Source organism: Nostoc sp. (genome assembly GCF_036917315.1).
In the GTDB taxonomy this organism is placed as follows: domain Bacteria; phylum Cyanobacteriota; class Cyanobacteriia; order Cyanobacteriales; family Nostocaceae; genus Nostoc.
Genome location: NZ_JBALDR010000071.1, coordinates 1 through 17,420, shown reverse-complemented (window position 1 = coordinate 17,420; position 17,420 = coordinate 1). Strand labels below are relative to the sequence as shown.

General features: G+C 42.6%; 16 protein-coding genes. 13 read left to right on the top strand and 3 right to left on the bottom strand.

Going from position 1 to position 17,420, the window contains the following annotated elements; genetic code table 11:
- Positions 1 to 352: 352 nt before the first annotated feature.
- The 10 genes from V7K84_RS32840 to V7K84_RS32795 all read left to right on the top strand — a co-directional run bounded on the left by V7K84_RS32840 (position 353) and on the right by V7K84_RS32795 (position 10,631).
- The gene (locus V7K84_RS32840) at positions 353 to 1,561 is read left to right on the top strand and encodes an ABC exporter membrane fusion protein (protein WP_334844498.1); all 1,209 of its coding nucleotides are present in this window, start codon (positions 353 to 355) and stop codon (positions 1,559 to 1,561) included.
- A gap of 74 nt (positions 1,562 to 1,635) precedes the next feature.
- Positions 1,636 to 2,814: an ABC transporter permease DevC gene (devC, locus tag V7K84_RS32835; protein ID WP_334844873.1), complete on the top strand. Its 1,179-nt coding sequence runs from the start codon at positions 1,636 to 1,638 to the stop codon at positions 2,812 to 2,814.
- Positions 2,815 to 2,971: 157 nt separating this feature from the next.
- Positions 2,972 to 3,976, top strand: coding sequence for an NAD-dependent epimerase/dehydratase family protein (locus tag V7K84_RS32830; RefSeq protein ID WP_334844496.1), 1,005 nt, complete (start codon positions 2,972 to 2,974; stop codon positions 3,974 to 3,976).
- A 321-nt stretch (positions 3,977 to 4,297) separates the two neighbouring features.
- The gene (locus V7K84_RS32825) at positions 4,298 to 5,305 is read left to right on the top strand and encodes a glycosyltransferase family 2 protein (RefSeq protein WP_334844494.1); all 1,008 of its coding nucleotides are present in this window, start codon (positions 4,298 to 4,300) and stop codon (positions 5,303 to 5,305) included.
- A gap of 10 nt (positions 5,306 to 5,315) precedes the next feature.
- Positions 5,316 to 5,783, top strand: a complete 468-nt coding sequence (locus V7K84_RS32820; protein ID WP_099103171.1) for a DUF2141 domain-containing protein — start codon at positions 5,316 to 5,318, stop codon at positions 5,781 to 5,783.
- 180 nt (positions 5,784 to 5,963) lie between these two features.
- Positions 5,964 to 7,223, top strand: a complete 1,260-nt coding sequence (locus V7K84_RS32815; protein ID WP_334844492.1) for a glycosyltransferase — start codon at positions 5,964 to 5,966, stop codon at positions 7,221 to 7,223.
- A gap of 835 nt (positions 7,224 to 8,058) precedes the next feature.
- On the top strand, positions 8,059 to 9,336 hold the full coding sequence (locus V7K84_RS32810) for a glycosyltransferase (protein WP_334844489.1): 1,278 nt from the start codon (positions 8,059 to 8,061) through the stop codon (positions 9,334 to 9,336).
- A 126-nt stretch (positions 9,337 to 9,462) separates the two neighbouring features.
- Positions 9,463 to 9,687, top strand: a complete 225-nt coding sequence (locus V7K84_RS32805) for a hypothetical protein (protein WP_334844488.1) — start codon at positions 9,463 to 9,465, stop codon at positions 9,685 to 9,687.
- A complete protein-coding gene (locus tag V7K84_RS32800) occupies positions 9,677 to 10,054 on the top strand; it encodes a type II toxin-antitoxin system VapC family toxin (RefSeq protein WP_334844485.1) in 378 nt (125 codons plus the stop codon). The genes V7K84_RS32805 and V7K84_RS32800 overlap by 11 nt, the downstream gene beginning before the upstream one ends.
- Positions 10,055 to 10,175: 121 nt before the next feature.
- Complete coding sequence (locus V7K84_RS32795) at positions 10,176 to 10,631, top strand: pentapeptide repeat-containing protein (RefSeq protein WP_334844483.1); 456 nt, start codon at positions 10,176 to 10,178, stop codon at positions 10,629 to 10,631.
- Positions 10,632 to 10,761: 130 nt separating this feature from the next.
- Here V7K84_RS32795 and V7K84_RS32790 read toward each other — a convergent pair whose 3' ends face one another.
- Together V7K84_RS32790 and argZ are read right to left on the bottom strand one after the other, a co-directional pair.
- A complete protein-coding gene (locus tag V7K84_RS32790; protein ID WP_334844482.1) occupies positions 10,762 to 11,295 on the bottom strand; it encodes a DUF2085 domain-containing protein in 534 nt (177 codons plus the stop codon).
- A gap of 34 nt (positions 11,296 to 11,329) precedes the next feature.
- Positions 11,330 to 13,441: a bifunctional arginine dihydrolase/ornithine cyclodeaminase gene (argZ, locus tag V7K84_RS32785; protein ID WP_334844481.1), complete on the bottom strand. Its 2,112-nt coding sequence runs from the start codon at positions 13,439 to 13,441 to the stop codon at positions 11,330 to 11,332.
- A gap of 95 nt (positions 13,442 to 13,536) precedes the next feature.
- Between argZ and V7K84_RS32780 the strand changes: the two genes are divergently transcribed.
- Complete coding sequence (locus tag V7K84_RS32780) at positions 13,537 to 13,731, top strand: hypothetical protein (protein WP_334844479.1); 195 nt, start codon at positions 13,537 to 13,539, stop codon at positions 13,729 to 13,731.
- A 253-nt stretch (positions 13,732 to 13,984) separates the two neighbouring features.
- Here the strand turns inward: V7K84_RS32780 and V7K84_RS32775 are convergent, their stop codons facing one another.
- Positions 13,985 to 15,574 (bottom strand): DUF1565 domain-containing protein, encoded by a 1,590-nt coding sequence (locus V7K84_RS32775; protein WP_334844477.1) that lies wholly within the window; start codon positions 15,572 to 15,574, stop codon positions 13,985 to 13,987.
- Between the two features lie 564 nt (positions 15,575 to 16,138).
- Here V7K84_RS32775 and V7K84_RS32770 point away from each other — a divergent pair.
- Positions 16,139 to 16,819, top strand: coding sequence for an SDR family oxidoreductase (locus V7K84_RS32770; protein ID WP_334844475.1), 681 nt, complete (start codon positions 16,139 to 16,141; stop codon positions 16,817 to 16,819).
- Between the two features lie 89 nt (positions 16,820 to 16,908).
- The gene (locus V7K84_RS32765) at positions 16,909 to 17,088 is read left to right on the top strand and encodes a hypothetical protein (protein ID WP_334844473.1); all 180 of its coding nucleotides are present in this window, start codon (positions 16,909 to 16,911) and stop codon (positions 17,086 to 17,088) included.
- Positions 17,089 to 17,420: the final 332 nt, after the last annotated feature.

The following is a 17,420-nucleotide window of genomic DNA, read 5'->3' as shown; positions in this document are numbered from 1 at the left end:
CTTAATGACAAGTTTATTCCAAATTTGAGTTCATTTTTATTAGCGCTTCGTTGCTCTTGAAAGTTAACTTTTCTGACTAGCGCTATTGTATTTTACGCTACGGGATTAGATATCAAATTAGGATATAACTTAGGAAGCTTTGAAGTAACACGCCATTAATTTTCACGCCACAATAGTAAGTTTGGGCGGTAAAAGCGTACAACAATTCATATAAAACCAATTTAGACCCACCCACTTAATTTAAGGTAGAAAACCTAGAGGAAAAGCCCTCTTGGTAATTTGCGGATGGTCTATTCTAATCGACTAAATATAACCAGGATATCCCTTAAAAAAGCAGAATTGGAATGAAAATATGGCAGTAAATAAAGAAAGTCGATTATTCAGAAAACCCGTAGGCCGATCGCAAGTAATTTTAGCAGCTTCTCTCACTTTAGCGGCTGGATTAATCGCTTTCTATAGTTTGACACCCTATTGGTCTAAACCGAAAGTTGTGACAGCGCCAGCCAACCCTCCAAAAGCTGCCACGCCTGCGAAAGTTGCTGTGACTGCCTTGGGACGTTTGGAGCCAGAAGGCGAAGTTACTACTTTGACGGCTCCTACTTCTAATAATGGGGTACGAGTAGACAGACTGTTGGTGAAAGAAGGAGATACGGTTAAAGCAGGGCAATTATTAGCCTATCTCGAAAATTATGGTCGTTCTAGAACCGCATTACAACAGGCTTTAGACCAACTGCAAGTTGCCAAAGCCAAATTAGCGCAGGTTAAATCTGGAGGTAAAACCGGAGATGTTGATGCTCAAAAGGCTGTAATTGCCCGGTTAGAACCACAATATAAAGGAGACGTTGCCACACAACAGGCGACAATCGACCGCATCCAGGCAGAAGTAGACAACGCTCAAGCCGAGAATAATCGCTATCAGCAATTATATAGACAAGGTGCGATCGCGGCTTCTGTAGCAGATACCAAAGCTTTGCAACTAAAGACTACACAACAGCAACTAACAGAAGCTCAAGCCACTCTCAAGCGGACTCAAGACACATACCAAGAACAACGCAAGCAAGCAGAAGCGCAACTCACCAGTATTAGCGAAGTGCGTGGTGTAGATGTTCAAGTCGCACAAACCGAAGTCAATAGTGCAACAACTTCTGTTCAACAAGCAAAAGCCGACTTGGATTTAAGCTACATCAAATCTCCCATCAATGGCAAAATTTTGAAAATTCACGCCAAAACCGGAGAAGTTATCAGCACCACCAGAGGATTTGCTGAGATAGGTAAAACATCTCAAATGTATGTGATTGCAGAGGTGTATCAAACCGATGTTCAAAAAGTGCGTGTAAGACAAAAAGCCACAATTACCAGCACTGCATTTACTGGAACAATAAAAGGAACTGTGAAAGAGATTGGTTGGCAAGTTGACAAGCAAAACATCTTTAGCCTCAACCCTGGTTCAGATACAGACCGCAGAATAGTGGAAGTGAAAATCTCCATCGATAATCCCGCAGATAGTGAAAAGGTCGCTCGTTTAACTAATTTACAAGTGGATGTCGCCATTCATATTTAGTCATAGGGCATAGGTCATTAAGAAATGACCAATGACAAATAACCAATGACAATTGACAATTGATAAATAAATCCATGATTTTCAAAATTCCTTTAGCATGGCTACAGCTAGCCCAGCAAAAAGTTCGTTTATTAGTAGCTGTAGCCGGGATTGGTTTTATTGTGCTGCTAATGTTTGTGCAACTTGGTTTTCAAGATGCCCTCTATTCCAGTGCAACCGCAGTCCACCAGAATCTCAAGGGAGATTTATTTTTAGTTAGTTCGCAATATAAATCTTTGACCTCAAATCAAAGTTTTTCGCGGACTCGTTTATATCAATCTTTGGGGTTTGATGGCGTAGAGTCAGTTAGCCCCATGTATTTGCAATTTGCCAAACTGAAAAATCCGGCAACTGGTGAGAAATATTCAATATATGTTATTGGTTTCGATCCGGGTAGACCTGTGATAAATCTCCCGGAAGTTGAGAGAAATTTAGATAAACTCAAAACTCCTGATGTCATGCTTTTCGATCGGGGTTCTCGTCCAGAGTTTGGCCCAATAGCTGAAAAATTTAATGCGGGAGAGACTGCACAGACAATTGAAATATTTCCCTTCAATTCATTAATTGGTTATCGAGTCAGAATTGGTGGCTTATTCACATTAGGCCCTTCCTTTGGTGTAGACGGAAATTTACTTGTTAGTGACTCCACTTTCTTGAGGATAAATCCCAATACTCGTCCGGCAGATATGATTGATATTGGTTTGATTTCCCTCAAACCTGGTACTAATGCAGAAACAGTACTGAAAAATTTACAAGCAAGTTTGCCTAATGATGTCCAAGTTTTTACCCGCCAAGGCTTCATTGATTTTGAAAAAAAATATTGGGCTGTCAGAACACCCATTGGTTTTATTCTTAACTTGATGTTGACAATGGCTGCGGTCGTTGGTGTGGTTATTGTTTATCAAATTCTTTACAGCAATATTGCTACACAGTTCGTTGCTTATGCCACTTTAAAAGCTATAGGTTATGCCAATAGCTATTTATTAAATGTGGTATTTCAGCAAGCTTTGATTTTGGCAATCTTAGGTTATATCCCAGGATTTATTACTTCTGTCTTGTTATATAGTTTTGCAGCAGAAGCAACTAAACTACCAATAATGATGACCACTAATAATGCAGTTATTGTCTTAACTTCAACAGTCTTAATGTGTATCACATCAGGAGCGCTTGCTATCAATAAACTCCGCTCCGCAGATCCGGGAGATATTTTCTAACCAAAATAACTGGCTCGGAGTAACTTGTTAAAGACAAGCAAGTTCGTAGTAAGGACTTTATTCCTTATTTTCTAAGTACTTTAGTGCTTACTACAAACCATCAAAGCTAGCACTTTTCTTTTAATCAAAAATCCAAAATTGGTATAACCCTTACTATATGAACCTCAAAGACAAAACTCTCCTAATTACCGGAATTAATGAATTTGTCGGTTTGCGTACAGCCGAGTTAGCAATAGCGCAAGGAATGAAGGTTCGGGGACTGCAAAGTTCTACAGAACAAAACAAACAATTACAGAATTTAGGTGTAGAAGTAATTATTGGTAGTATCACCGATTCTGCGATTGCTCAAAAGGCTTGTCAGGGAGTAGATATCGTTTTACATACAGAGCAAATTGCCGAAGAAGCTGGTGCAATTAAGCATTTTCGTGATGTGAATGTTGGCGGGACTGTCAACATGGCTAAAGCCGCTAAACAAGCTGGTGTCAAAACATTTGTGCATCTATCTAGTGTGATGGTTTACGGTTTTAACTATCCTGATGGTGTTACAGAATCCGGCCCCCTCTCTGGCGACAATAATCCCTACTGTCTAACGAAAATAGAAGCCGAAACAGCACTTTTAGAACTTAATAATCCCTCAGATTTTGGGATCATCATTATTCGAGCCGGAGATGTTTACGGCCCAGGAAGTATTCCCTGGATAGTCAGACCAATTCTGATGATGCGCCAAAAATTATTTGCTTGTGCCAATGATGCTAAAGGAGTAATCAATCATGTATATATAGATAACCTGATTGATGGCATCTTTCTCGCGATAGAAAAAGAAATCTACGGTGAAATATTTAATATCACCGATGGACAAGAAACTTCGTGGAAAGAGTATTTTATGCGTTTAGCAGCAATGGAAGATTTGCAAGCACCCCTTTCATTATCGAAAGATGAAATCAAGTTGTTTCTAAAGCTACGCGTTCAAGGACAAAAACTTTTTCGGAAAAAAGTTGATATTTTACCAGAGTCCATAGATTTTATGACTCGTCCTTATGCTTGTTCCATTGCTAAAGCCCAAAATCTGTTAAATTACAAACCAGCAGTTGACCTAGAATTAGGAATGCAGCAAACACATGAATGGCTGCAAAAAACAGATATTCAAAGCTTGATGAAATAGTTCATAGATTTTTGAAAACTCAGGAGTCAGGTGGTCGCCGAGCGCAGTCGTACCCCTCCGGGGAAGCAAGCTACGCGCAGCGTCTCCGGCAGGAGAGGTGAGTCAAAATGGGCTAAACACCCCCCTACCGCTAACAGAATGATTGCAAAATTAAGAAGCTAGAAGACTCTTGATTTACTTGAAATGATTCAGCTTGGTATCAAAGTATCCTGGATTCTGACTCCTGGATTCTGACTCCTGAATTCTGAATTATTACGTTGCATCTACCTAACTACGATTAAGCGTAAACTAATCCACAGATTTTCCGAATACTTGTTTTCTATGAGTAGCAATCAGCCACGATTGAGCATCGGATTACCTGTATACAATGGTGAAAAATTTATCAAAGAAGCTATAGATTCACTCTTGGCTCAGACCTTTGAAGATTTTGAACTTATTATTTCAGATAACGCATCGACAGATAAAACTGAGGAAATTTGTAGAGCTTATGCCGAGCAAGACCAACGTATTTGTTACTACCGCAATGACACGAATATCGGTTGTGCTGGTAACTTTAATCGCGTCTTGAAACTGTCTTCGGGTGAGTATTTTAAATGGGCAGCCCATGACGATCTACATTCTCCAGATTTTATCAAGAAGTGTGTCGAGGTGCTTGACCAAGATCCTACTATAATCTTGTGTCATTCCCAGGCATATTTCATTGATGAACAGGGGAATTTTATCCAAAATTACGATATCAAAGTCAAGGCCGATGCACTAAAGCCACAGGAGCGTTTTCACGAATTGCTAACCAAGCATTTATGTTATCAATGTTACGGGGTAATTCGCGCTAGTGTTTTGAAAAAGATACCACCTATGGGTGGTTATGGTAATGCAGATGGAATTCTCTTGTTAAGACTTGGTATTCTCGGTAGGTTTTATGAAATCCCTGAATACCTGTTTTTCATCAGAAGTCATCCGCAACAATCAATGAGTATGTTCTTTCCAAATTACTTGGTGTTTGCTGACAAAACCAAAAAACCATTATTGAGTATGCTCCCCGATTTTTATGGGTATGCAGTATGGTTTGATTCAGCAAAGAAAGGACGAATTTTATTGCCCCATTGGAGAATAACCTGGGAGTATATACTCTCTATATGGCGTAGTAGCCTGAGTTTGAATGAGCGGCTATGTTGTCATATAAGTCTACATCAGCAGTTAAAAGGGACAGAATATCTTTTGCTGAAAGATTTGCTAATAGTGCTGCCAAGACTTTGGAAAAGCTGGCAAAAAGCATCAATAAAAAACCAACAATCCACACTTTTAACGAATCAAAATCACCTATTCTGACTACAAAACTATGCTGAAACTATCTCAACTATCTCATGTTTTGCTTGCTACTTTAGTGAGCATCAGCTTTGCTAAAACAGTGAACGCAGAGCCAACTGCAACACTTAATGTTGTAGTAAATGGAATACATCACCAAAAAGGTGAGATTTGCTTCCGAGTTTATGCAAACGAAAAAGGATTTCCGATGAGTAGTACTAGTGAAGCTCAAAGTGGCTGCGCTAAGATTAATGGCACTTCTGTAAAAAAAGAATTCTCCGGTTTGAAACCTGGAACTTATGCTGTCGCTGTGGTTGACGATCAAAATGGCGATCGCAAACTCAATAAAGACTTTTTCGGTATTCCCAAAGAAGGTTTTGGGATTTCCAAAAATCCAACTGTGTCCATACAAACAGGTACACCAAAGTTTCGTGATGCCAGTTTTGCTGTCAACAAAAATACAACAGTCAACATCATCATGAAATATTCGCTTGATTCGTAAAAGCGCCTGGAGATTGGGGGAAGAGGCAAAAGAGCAGGGGAGAAGTTGTAGTAAGTTTTCCCCTCTGCCCTTCTGCCCCTCTGCCCCTCTGCCCCTCTGCCCCTCTGCCCCTCTGCCTCTTGTGCCCCATGCCTAATCCCCAATGCCCAATCCTTCATTCTGTCGGAGATTAAAAATTTAATGGAAGATTTGGCAATATTTCTGTCTAAGTCTTTGATGGGTTGGCTGGTTATTCAGGTGTGTTTTACGCTTGTCTTTATATGGTATCTGCGCTCGTCTAAAAAAAACTTATTACCAGATGACCAGCTACCCAAAACAGCAGTAATTCTTTGCTTACGCGGAGCCGATCCGTTTTTGCCTAGATGTTTGCGATCGCTCCTAAATCAAAACTATCCACAGTATGATTTAAAATTAATCGTTGATAGTCACGAAGATCCTGCCTGGAAAATTGCTAGTGAAACCATCACAGAGCAAGAAGCAACCAACGTTCAAATCAGCCCTTTGAGAATAGTACGCAACAATTGTAGTCTCAAATGCAGTTCTTTAATCCAAGCTGTCCGAGAGTTGGACGACTCCTACAAAGTGGTTGCTTTAGTCGATGCTGATACTATAGTTCATCTGAATTGGCTCAGAGAATTAGTCAGTCCTCTAGGCGATGCGAAAGTCGGAGCAACAACCGGCAATCGGTGGTACGTACCAACAGGTAGATATTGGGGTTCTTTAGTGCGGTACGTCGGCAATGTCTCCACAGTAGTGCAAATGTTTATCTTCCAGATTCCTTGGGGTGGAACTTTGGCTGTGAAAACAGAAGTGCTTCGCCAAACAGAACTGCTAGATAAGTGGGGACAAGCTTTAGGCGAAGATTTTATGATGCACGACATCCTGAAAAAACATGGTTTTCAGGTAAAGTTTGTGCCTTCACTGTTAATAGTCAATCGTGAAGAGACTGATTTATTCAACTTAATAGACTATCTCAAGCGCCTTATCCTTTTTTCTCGACTGTATCATCCCCGTTGGTTAGCTCTTGTTAGTGAAGCTGTTTCTAGCATTTTGTTTCCGACTCTACTGAGTGTGTTAGTTCTAGAGTCGCTGTTAGAGGCAAAATGGGAAGCTGCGGCTCTGTTGTTAGTCTGCTATGGAGTTTACACTGTTGGATTACTCTTGATAATGCTGGTGTTGGAATTAGAGATACAGCGAGTGGTTCGCTCTAATGACCAGGCGATCGCCAAATTATCAGCTGCTACAATCATTAAAATGTTGATTGGGATTCCGTTGACACAGTGGGTTTATGGGTTAGCGATGCTATCATCCCTGTGGACATCAACAGTTACCTGGCGCGGTGTCAGCTATCGCGTTAAAGGGCCTTGGAATATCCGCTTAGTGGAATATCGCCCTTATCAATGGTTGGATCAGCCTATTAATAGCAAGGTTTCTCTTTGAATTAAATCGCTAAATATCAACTAGGGCATGAAAGTTATTACACTAAACATTCCCTAGTCTTCAAATTATATTATCTTATATTTAGTAGAAGTATATTAGCTATAACCCTTGTAAAAATATACGTTTTTACTTGTTGATTATCAAAACGAATTTACATTTTTTACAAGGGTTTAGACAAATATATTAAGGGGAATTTTGACTTAGCATTTTGGATGTTTTTAGAGCTTATAACCCAGGTTTATATACGTGTTTGCAATTGAGTCTACTTAATCTCCAACCTTTTCCATACCTCTCTCTAACTCTCTCTTAAGAAGCTACGGTGTACACACATCTTGGTAATGAAGCCCAAACCCTGAATTTACCCCCGGTTGTACACACAAGTCGAATTACCCCCCTTAATCCCCCCTTATAAAGGGGGGAAAAACAAATCTAGTTCCCTCCCCTTTATAAGGGGAGGGTTAGGGTGGGGTAAAACCCTGCTTAATCAGCTTTCAGACTTGTGTGTACACTGTAGCCCAAAACATCGAGGCAGTTAGAGTGGGTCAGAAGGACTTGTTACCGTAGCCTAAGAAGATAGGAAAGCGTTACTGTCAGGGGAGTGCCTCAAAGCATCTCTTCTATAAACAGAGAGAGCGGACTCTATTGCACACAAACTAGAAGCACTATAAACATCCACTTCAAAATCGAAAATATCAGCTATTTGACAATGCGTAAATCCTTAGTCTAACTGTATTAGTGGGAATTTCTGAGCCAAATAATCAGGATGTTCATCAAACATTTGCTGCGTAAATCCTAAGTTAAAAACCAGCAATTTTGTGAAATATTCCCCTTTATTATGACTAAGCAAAAACTTCGCATTGCACTGTTTACAGGATTGTACGCTCCTTTCTTAACTGGTGTTTCCGTTGCAGTTCACCAACGAGTTCGTTGGTTGCTAGAGCAGGGACATGAGGTTTTTCTAATCCATCCGCAAATCAACGATCGCTACCCCAAAAATGTCGGCGATCGCCCTATGGTAGGTTTAGAGGAAATTCAGTCTTTCCCCAACTTCTCTGCTTACGCATTCCCCACAGAACCACTGCTATTCTATAAGTCTCTTCCTCAACCGTTGAACTATCGACATTGGAGCGATACCAAGTTGCTGGAGAAATTCAAACCCGATATTATCGTGGTTGAAGAAGCAGCACAAATGAGAGGTTTATACTCATTTTTCTTGCAAGGTTATGGTCGCCCTATCGGCACTCAATACGCAAAACGAACAGGCACGCCAATAATATCGCTCTTCCATACAGATATCGTTGCGTATATCAAATATTACTTTGGAGACAGGTTCTTCAATTTAGTTCGTCCCATCGTTCCCGTTTTAGTCAAGCAATTTAGTGAGTCTTATGACTTCAATTACTTCTCTTCTAAAGAGCAACTGACTAAATACGAAGAGCTGAAATGCCAACGCGCTGAATATGTCGCTTATCAAGGTATCGATTGCGAAAAATTCCACCCGCGAAACATTTGTTATAACCCAATTCCTAACGATAACCGACCAACTCTGTTGTTTGTCGGACGCATCACACCCGAAAAGAATGTCAACCAATTACTTGATATCTTTCCAGTCATAGCTGCCAAAATTCCTGATGTTCATCTGGTAATTGTTGGTAGTGGCCCGCTAGATGAAGAGATCCGCGAACGTGCTAAAAAGTTTGGATCGGGTATTACTGTATGGGGCGAGTCTCATGGTACAGAACTTCTAGGTTGGTTTGCCAGAGCGGATGTTTTTGTTAACCCCTCCGTCACCGAGAACTTCTGCACGACAAATAACGAAGCATTAGCGTCTGGAACCCCTCTAGTTGCTGTTGTTGCACCATCAACCTCAGAACAGGTATTTCCTGGTCGTAACGGCTTCCTTGCCCAACCTAACAATCCTACAGATTTCGCCCAAAAGGTAATTGCGATTCTGGAAAATCCCGATTTGAAAGCAGATATGACTAGACACGCTCGCCCCTCTATACTCGAATTTGATTGGTCGGCATGTATGCAAAAATTTGAACACAAACTTTACCAAATCGTTGAAGGAGCGCAGAAGGTGGAAGTAGGTACAAGCAGTATAAAACGATAAGAATCACAAACAGATCGCTAGTACTGTAAATACTAGCGATCGCTAATTAGTGACTTTGGCTAAGGCTATTAGTTAAAGGGTGCGATCGCATTAAAATAAAACCAGGTTCAATAGCTAGGGATAATAATGGAAGTTTTTCAACTGACGACAATTGTTGATGCGTCGGGACATTTGCATATTGATATCCCAACACAGCTAGCGCCTGGACAGGTCAATATTGTGGTTGTTCTGAATCCAGTTGCATCAGACAAAACACAAAAATCTGATTATGATTTTTCCGATCTTGCAGGGAAATTGGTCTGGGAGGGAGATGCATTAACCATGCAAAAGGTGATGCGGGATGAGTGGTAGTCGCTACTTGTTGGATACAAATGCGATCGTAGCACTGCTACAAGGTAATTCAAAACTGCTGCAACTGTTACAAAATGCTGATTGGATCGGGATTTCAATTATTAGTAAAATTGAATTTCTAGCTTTTTCTGGGTTGAGTCAGGGAGATCGCCAACTTTTTGAGCAATTTATCCAACGAGTCGAAGTTGTTAGTCTAACGGCTAGTGATACGATGTTAATTGACCAAATTATCCAACTTCGTCAGCAATATCGGCTCAAACTACCTGACGCAATCATCGCAGCGATGGCGCTTCAGGCAATTGCGAACCTAGTAACGGCGGATCGGGAATTTGCGAAAGTATCAACATTAGCAGTTATTGGCTGGTAGCGATCGCTCTTTTATCTTCTTCACCACCGCAGCCATGACAGGGATTTTATCGGAATCCATTGCTCCTCATTGCAGCTCTGCTGCGAGTAAAGATTATGTTTTTGAGTAATAAAAAGGAAGTATGACTGCTGAGGAATTGTTACAACGTTACGCTGCTGGGGAGAGAGATTTCATCGGGGTTGACTTGTCTGATGAAGATTTAAGCTTGACTGACTTGAGTGGAATTAACTTGAGTGGAGCCATCCTCAATCAAACTATTTTGGAAGGTGCCAACTTGATTGGAGCTGACTTGAGTAACAGCTATTTGTTTCAAGCTGGATTGGACGGGGCTAATCTTCTTGGAGCTAACCTCAGTGGGGCTAATATTGCTGAGGCCGGACTCAGAAACGTCACTTTGGACAATGCGAATTTGAGTTTTGCTAACTTGCATGGCACTTGTTTGCGTGCCTCTTCCATGAATGGTACTAAATTGGATAGTACTTTGTTCTGCGATACTATCCTGCCAGATGGTAGTTTCCGAAACAATGGGTGTGATTATGTTGATCTGTGGCAACGTGGAAGCTTCCGGTTCAACTAGCAAAAATCAGAACACAAGCGTCCCGGCCGCAAAAAGTCAGTCCTATCATAAGCGGCTAACTACTGTCAAAGCAGCAATTTAGGCAATGCTGACTAAGCGATGTCTACGACGGGCTACGCCTACGCAAAAGTTATGCTGAAGCCTCATTATTAATGCATCGGCTGGCAACCCGCCACCCATGCAATATAGGCATGGTAAATAATCCCCACGCCAAACCCGTAATTAACCCAAAAGGCGTAACCAGATAGTTATTGAAACTCCACAAACCAAAAACTTGTGCTGCTAATTCCAAAGGATAAGCCATCATTAGCACACTAGCTAACGCCACACCACTCCAGCCATACTGACTTAACCAGTAAAATCCCTTACCACCAGTCACCCCATATAGTAGACGAGTAATTAGCAAACCCGTGACAGTGCCGTAGCAGCGCATACACACAGCCATAATAAACGGTGGTGCTAAATCTAACCCCATATCTGGTTGCGGACATACATGATTACCCATGAAATAAATGATGTCCGCAATTCCAGGAAGCAAAGACACTCCAGACGCAGCCAAAAAGGGAGCGATAGGCGGGCCAAAAACCATTCCTACCAACAAGAAATCAGCGATAAAACTGACCCAATTAATCTGCAACTCTTCACTAAAAGCTACTCTTGTCATTTCCCTTTGTCTGCGTCTTTGCGTCTACGTTTTCTTAACCTACCTTATTCACATAAGGACTTGTCAACTTATCCAACTGCTGAATCAACAGACTCAAGAATAATCCCACATCTGTCACCACACCCACCGATTCTACAGAACCGCGATCGCTTAACTTAGTCACCACAGCTGGATTAATATCGACACACACCATCTTCACCCCAGCCGGAGTCATATTCCCCACACCAATTGAGTGCAGCATTGATGACAGCATCAAAATCATCTCCGCGCCTTCTAGGTGTTTGGCATATTCCTCCTGTGCTTGAATCAAATCCATTTGGGTATCAGGCAAAGGCCCGTCATCCCGAATCGAACCCGCAAGCACAAAAGGTATATTATTGTGGACGCACTCATACATCACGCCACTTTTAATTGCTCCCGCCTCCACAGCTTTGGGAATGCTGCCATAACGGCGGATACTATTAATTACCTTCAGGTGATGGCGGTGTCCACCACGAACGGCGACACCCCGCTTCATGTCCACACCCAAGGAAGTGCCCATGATATTTTGCTCGATGTCGTGAACTGCGATCGCATTCCCACCCAGCAACGCCTGTACATATCCTTCCCGAACCAGTTGCGCCAAGTGTTCGCCGCCACCAGTGTGAATCACCACAGGCCCAGCCGTGACAACTACTTTACCACCAGCATCGCGGATTTTACGCAATTCCCAAGCCACTTGTTCAACGACTAATTCCACGCGCCGTTCGCTGGAAACTCCCGCCGACATAAAGCTGAATTCTTGGGTGCTGCGGAGTTCCCGCGATTCGGTTTTGCGGATGGTGCGGATACCTAAAACGTCTACAATTACCTGTTCGCCAACTTTTAAATCGCGTAGTATTTTACACCGAGCAACTAAACCTGTAGGAGTTTGAGTAATAGCGATCGCGCCATCCATTCGCTGATTTTCTACCTTCACCCAGTAACCATTAATTCGCACTTCGGTGGGATAAATTGTACTGACGTAGAAATCATCAGGTGCAACACCATCTTGGATTACCGGCTCCAAGATAGCATCTCGCTCATCATGAGGTAAATTTACTGCACCCAAATCAATCAACATTGAGATGATTTCTTCCATCACCTCATGAGATGGTGCTGATACCTTCACCTCTGCGGCTGAGGTACTTTGCCGTTGTTCTCCCAAGTTGAAATTCAGGACTTGGAAACTTCCCCCGGCATCTATAATCAAATCCAAGGCGCGGTTGATTAAGCCAGCATCTAGCAAATGTCCTTCCATGCGAATGACGCGGCTTTCTACTGAGACATTGGCGTGAATTTCATCTCGAACTGGTTCTGTAACCCGCAGAGTTAAGCATTTAGCCGCACCACCAGCTTTGAGAAATTCCGTTAGAGGTGTTTCCAGCACTTGGAAACCTACATCTGCAAGGCGGGTTTTCAAAGCATCACTCGCCTTGTTCATGATGACGATGCTATCCACATTCACCGTATTACAAGCGAAGTTGACTGCATCGGCTTCTTCAATTGCGATTAGCTTTTCTGGTGCGACTCGCATTTCAATTAAGCGATTGGAGTAAGAATCAAAAGCACCGGGATAGTAAAGCAAATAGCCATTTGTTAAAGGACAAAAGCAAGTATCCAGGTGATAGAAACGTTCGTCTATTAATCGCAGGGATAGCACCTCAATATCCAGCCATTTAGCCAGATAAGGGTGAGAATCTAATTCCGAACGGAAACCGTATCCCGCCCATAACCAGCGTCCTTCCCGATCTAGTAGTGCGTCTCCTGCTCCCTCAAAGGGCAAATCTTTGGGAAGTTCATTGACTGTATAACCATTTGCCTCAAACCATTGTTTGAAGAAAGGCTCCTCTCCCTGACGTTCTTTGTGTAAAAAGCGACTGAGGACGACATTATCGCCCAGAACTAAGCCCGCATTGGCGGTAAAAACCAAATCAGGCCAGCCTTTTTCAGGTGGTACTAAGTCTACAATGGCGTGTTGTTTGAGGATTTGGTGTAGTCCCTGCCACTGTTCCACGGCGCGATCGCGCGATGACTTGTGAATATTCCCTTCCATCCAAGGATTAATCACATAGTCCACATCGTAGTGGTCAGGAGGGCACATTAAAAAGCGAATCCGGGAAGTCATAAAAATCTTACAAGCGTTTTATATGCTACAAGCTTACTTTGAATACAGATTTTTGTTTTTTTAGAGGTAAAATCTGCTACTAAAGCTTCTATCTTTTGAGAGTTGAAGACTTTACCAAGCCTTCGTTATCAATTCTATTACTGGAACATAGTAATAATACCAATTCAAAATTCCAAATTAAGAAAGCCTCATTTAATTTGGGTTTCCAGGAAAGTGGGGCAGGTGAAAACACCGTTAAAAGCAGTCAATATTTGGTGGCGATCGCTAAATACACTTGGATTAAAGCTTAACTTTTTATCAAAGTCAATTTTTTTAACGCAGACGCAAAACTACCGTAGGCCAACACAAAGAACGCATACTCCTACGCAGAAGCAGGCTACGCATTAGGTTTCGTAGAGAAGAACGCAAAGGAAGAGAAGGAAAAAATACTTAACTGAACTCATTGTCCTATAAATGATTTGCTCCTCTGCTCCTCTGCTCCTCTGCTCCCCTGCCCCCCTGCTCCTCTGCTCCCTGCCCCCTGCCCCCTGCCTCCTGCCTCCCTCAAGCAGTCACTATATAAGACGAATTGATCGCTGCTACACGCCCAGCATCTACCAATGCTTGATACACGATCGCCGCTACCTCAGCGCGTGTAGCATCGCGGGTAGGATTAAGTTGTTTCAGGTTTGGGTAATTGACAATAATTTCCTTATCTATAGCTTTTGCTACCTCATCCTTGGCATATTCAGGAATGTTGGCTTGGTCATCGAAAACTTTAATAGTTGCCGTACCATCACTAGATAACCCCAATCCATTTACCAGAGAGACAATCACTTGCACGCGCTGAATATTTTTGTTGGGACTAAAGGTATTGTCGGGAAAACCAGAGAGAAATGAACCTTGATATGCCTGCTGAATTACCTTGGATGCCCAGAAGTCTGCTGGTACATCTTTGAATTTGATTGCTGCACGGTTTGGTTGTGGGTTGAAAGCTTTTACCAGTATTGCCGCGTATTGTGCGCGTGTCATCGTCGCATCGGGTTTAAATGTGCGATCGGGAAAACCATTAACTATCCCCAATTTGACTAATTCCCGAATAAACCCACCTGCCCAATGATTCGCAATATCTGTTAATTCAATAGTAGGTGTTGGCGTTGGTGTTGGCGTTGGCGTTGGTGTCGGCGTTGGAGTTGGAGTTGGCGTTGGTGTTGGTGTTGGTGTCGGCGTTGGAGTTGGCGTTGGAGTTGGCGTTGGAGTTGGCGTTGGTGTCGGTGTTGGAACCGAACTATCTGCAAACTCTATGTTTCCGGCGACTTTAGACGCATCTATTTTATTTCCTAGAGAAATCAGCTTATTGGAACTGACATTTTGCAAATCAAATTTACCGTTATTGCGTAGAGTATTGCCCCCTGGACTATTGATACTGCCGATATCCGGTAGAGCAGTTCCAATTACTGTGATCCCATCATCAGTATTATTTTCACTGACATTATTACGTAATACGGGACGGGCACTACCAGAGATGACAATCCCAGAACGGTTTTCATAGATTCTGTTATCTCGAAGGATGGGTGATGCAGTATCACTAATGGCAATGCCAAAACCTGTTTTGAAGTAGGTATTATTTTCAATTTGACCTTTAGAATTTTTAGCGATCGCAATTCCATTAGCTGCATTCTCACTGAACGCATTACCTAGAATCACTGGGTTAGCATCGCCTGTAGCAAATACTCCCTCCCGCTTATTGTTGATGAAGGTGCTATTAGCAACAGTAGGGGCAGTTGATTCAATCCAGACACCACTACCACGACTAGCCAAATTTGTTACAGTCACTCCCCGCAGTTCAGCTTTATCCAGCAGTACAAATGTGACATTCTGACCAGCAAAAGTACGGCTCAGGTAACTACCACTTCCTTCAATTAAAATACCATTGCCTTTATTGGCTTCATTACCCACCACTGTTACGCCAGATGGAATCGTTAACGGAAAGACTTCACCGCTAGCCGCATTGTAATTACCATCTGCCAGTTGAATCTTGGTATCAACAGTAGCTACCTTCAGGGCTTGCGTAATAGTTTTGAAGGGGGCTTGTTGAGTACCTGGATTAGTATTGCTGCCTGATACTGGATTTACGTAAAAAGTTTGAGCCATATTTATACTTTAATAAAATACATAGCTATCCTAGCGCTAACCATGAAAGTGGGTAGCGTTTGATGCATTAAGTAACTTTAAGTACTTCTCACTGCAAAGTTAAAAAATTATCCAAATGCTTTTGAGTTTCATTAGTACTCGACTAGGGCGTGTTTTCAAACTACTCGTTTAGCCTTCTAATTTTTTAGATCCCCCTAAATCCACGCCAGTTGCTCATGGGGGAAACCCCCAAGACCGCACTGGCTCCCCTTAAAAAGGGGGACTTGAAGAGATTTTTAGCCCCCCTTTTTAAGGGGGGTTGGGGGGATCTAAGACTTTTAAAACACGCCCTAGCCCAAAATTGCTAATTTCAGCAGGTCATATTAGCAAAGTGTTAGAAGCAGCGATCGCACTTGCTTCTTATTGACGTACGGCTGCAATTTGCATAACGATCCTAGCAGTAGGGTTAAGAGAAGACGCAAAGCCGGGTTGTGCATTTGTTATTGGTTTACAATATGCAGGGCATTTGGTCAAAATAGCTCCCCACGAAAAGTTTGCAAATGATACGTTTAATAGCAGAAAAATATGACTAAGCTCATCTTAATTACAGGCATAAGCAAAGGTCTAGGTTATGCAATGACCGAGCGTTTTATTCAAGAGGGACATACTGTTATTGGTTGCGCTCGTTCATCAGATGCTATCCAGAAAATAAGCCAGAAGTTTAGTGCGCCCAACGATTTCACATCTGTAGACGTGGCAAATGAACAGCAAGTAGAAAAATGGGCAGAACATATACTTCACAAATATGAACCACCAGATATAGTGATTAATAATGCGGCAATTACTAATTACCCAGCACCTTTGTGGGAAATACCATCCGAAGAATTTTCCGATCTAATAGATATCAATATCAAAGGAGTAGCGAATATAATTCGCCATTTCGTACCAGCAATGGTGAAAAACAAACGGGGTATTATTGTTAACTTTAGTTCTGGCTGGGGACGTTCTACTTCAGCCCAAGTTGCACCATACTGTGCTTCCAAGTGGGCAATAGAAGGATTAACTCGTTCTTTGGCACAAGAATTGCCGACTGGTATGGCAGCTATACCCCTCAATCCAGGGATTATTCATACAGATATGCTCTCTATTAGCTTTGGAGAAGAAGCTGCTAATTATACACCTGTATCCGATTGGGTATTGAAAGCTGTGCCATTTATTCTCAAGTTGAAACCCAAAGATAACGGGATTCCCTTGACTGTACATTAATGTGAGTTCGACAAGTCTATTTGACCTCTCCCCCAGTTCCTCTCCGTGTCGGAGCTACGGTGTACACACAAGTCTATTGATCTGCACCTTTGTTGCATCGCCCTGCACCTTTGATGCATCCCCCTGCACCTTTGTTGCATCGCTCTGCACCTTTGTTGCATCGCCCTGCACCTTTATTGCATTGCCCTGCACCTTTGATGCATTGCCCTGCACCTTTATTGCATCGCCCTGCAAAAATTAACCCATCCTACGTTACACAGCAACTTTAAAAGACTTGTGTGTACGCTGTAGCCGTTTCTGAGAGGGAGGCGCTGGGAGAGAGAGCTTCGTCGAACTCACGCTACATCAACCACAGTAAGGGCTGTTAGCAACTCTTGTGTGGTTACAGCAAGCTAACTTTTACAAACAAGCAGCTTCGTTGGATGGTATTGTTCTGTCCGCCTAGTCATCGAGGAACAGGCTCTTGGGCAGGGAGAGGGGGAAGGAATCATTCCCCCCTCCCTGCCCCCTGCCCCCTGCCCCCTGCCCCCTGCCCCCTGCCCCCTGCCCCCTGCCCCCTGCCCCCTGCCCCCTGCCCCCTGCCCCCTGCCCCCTGCCCCCT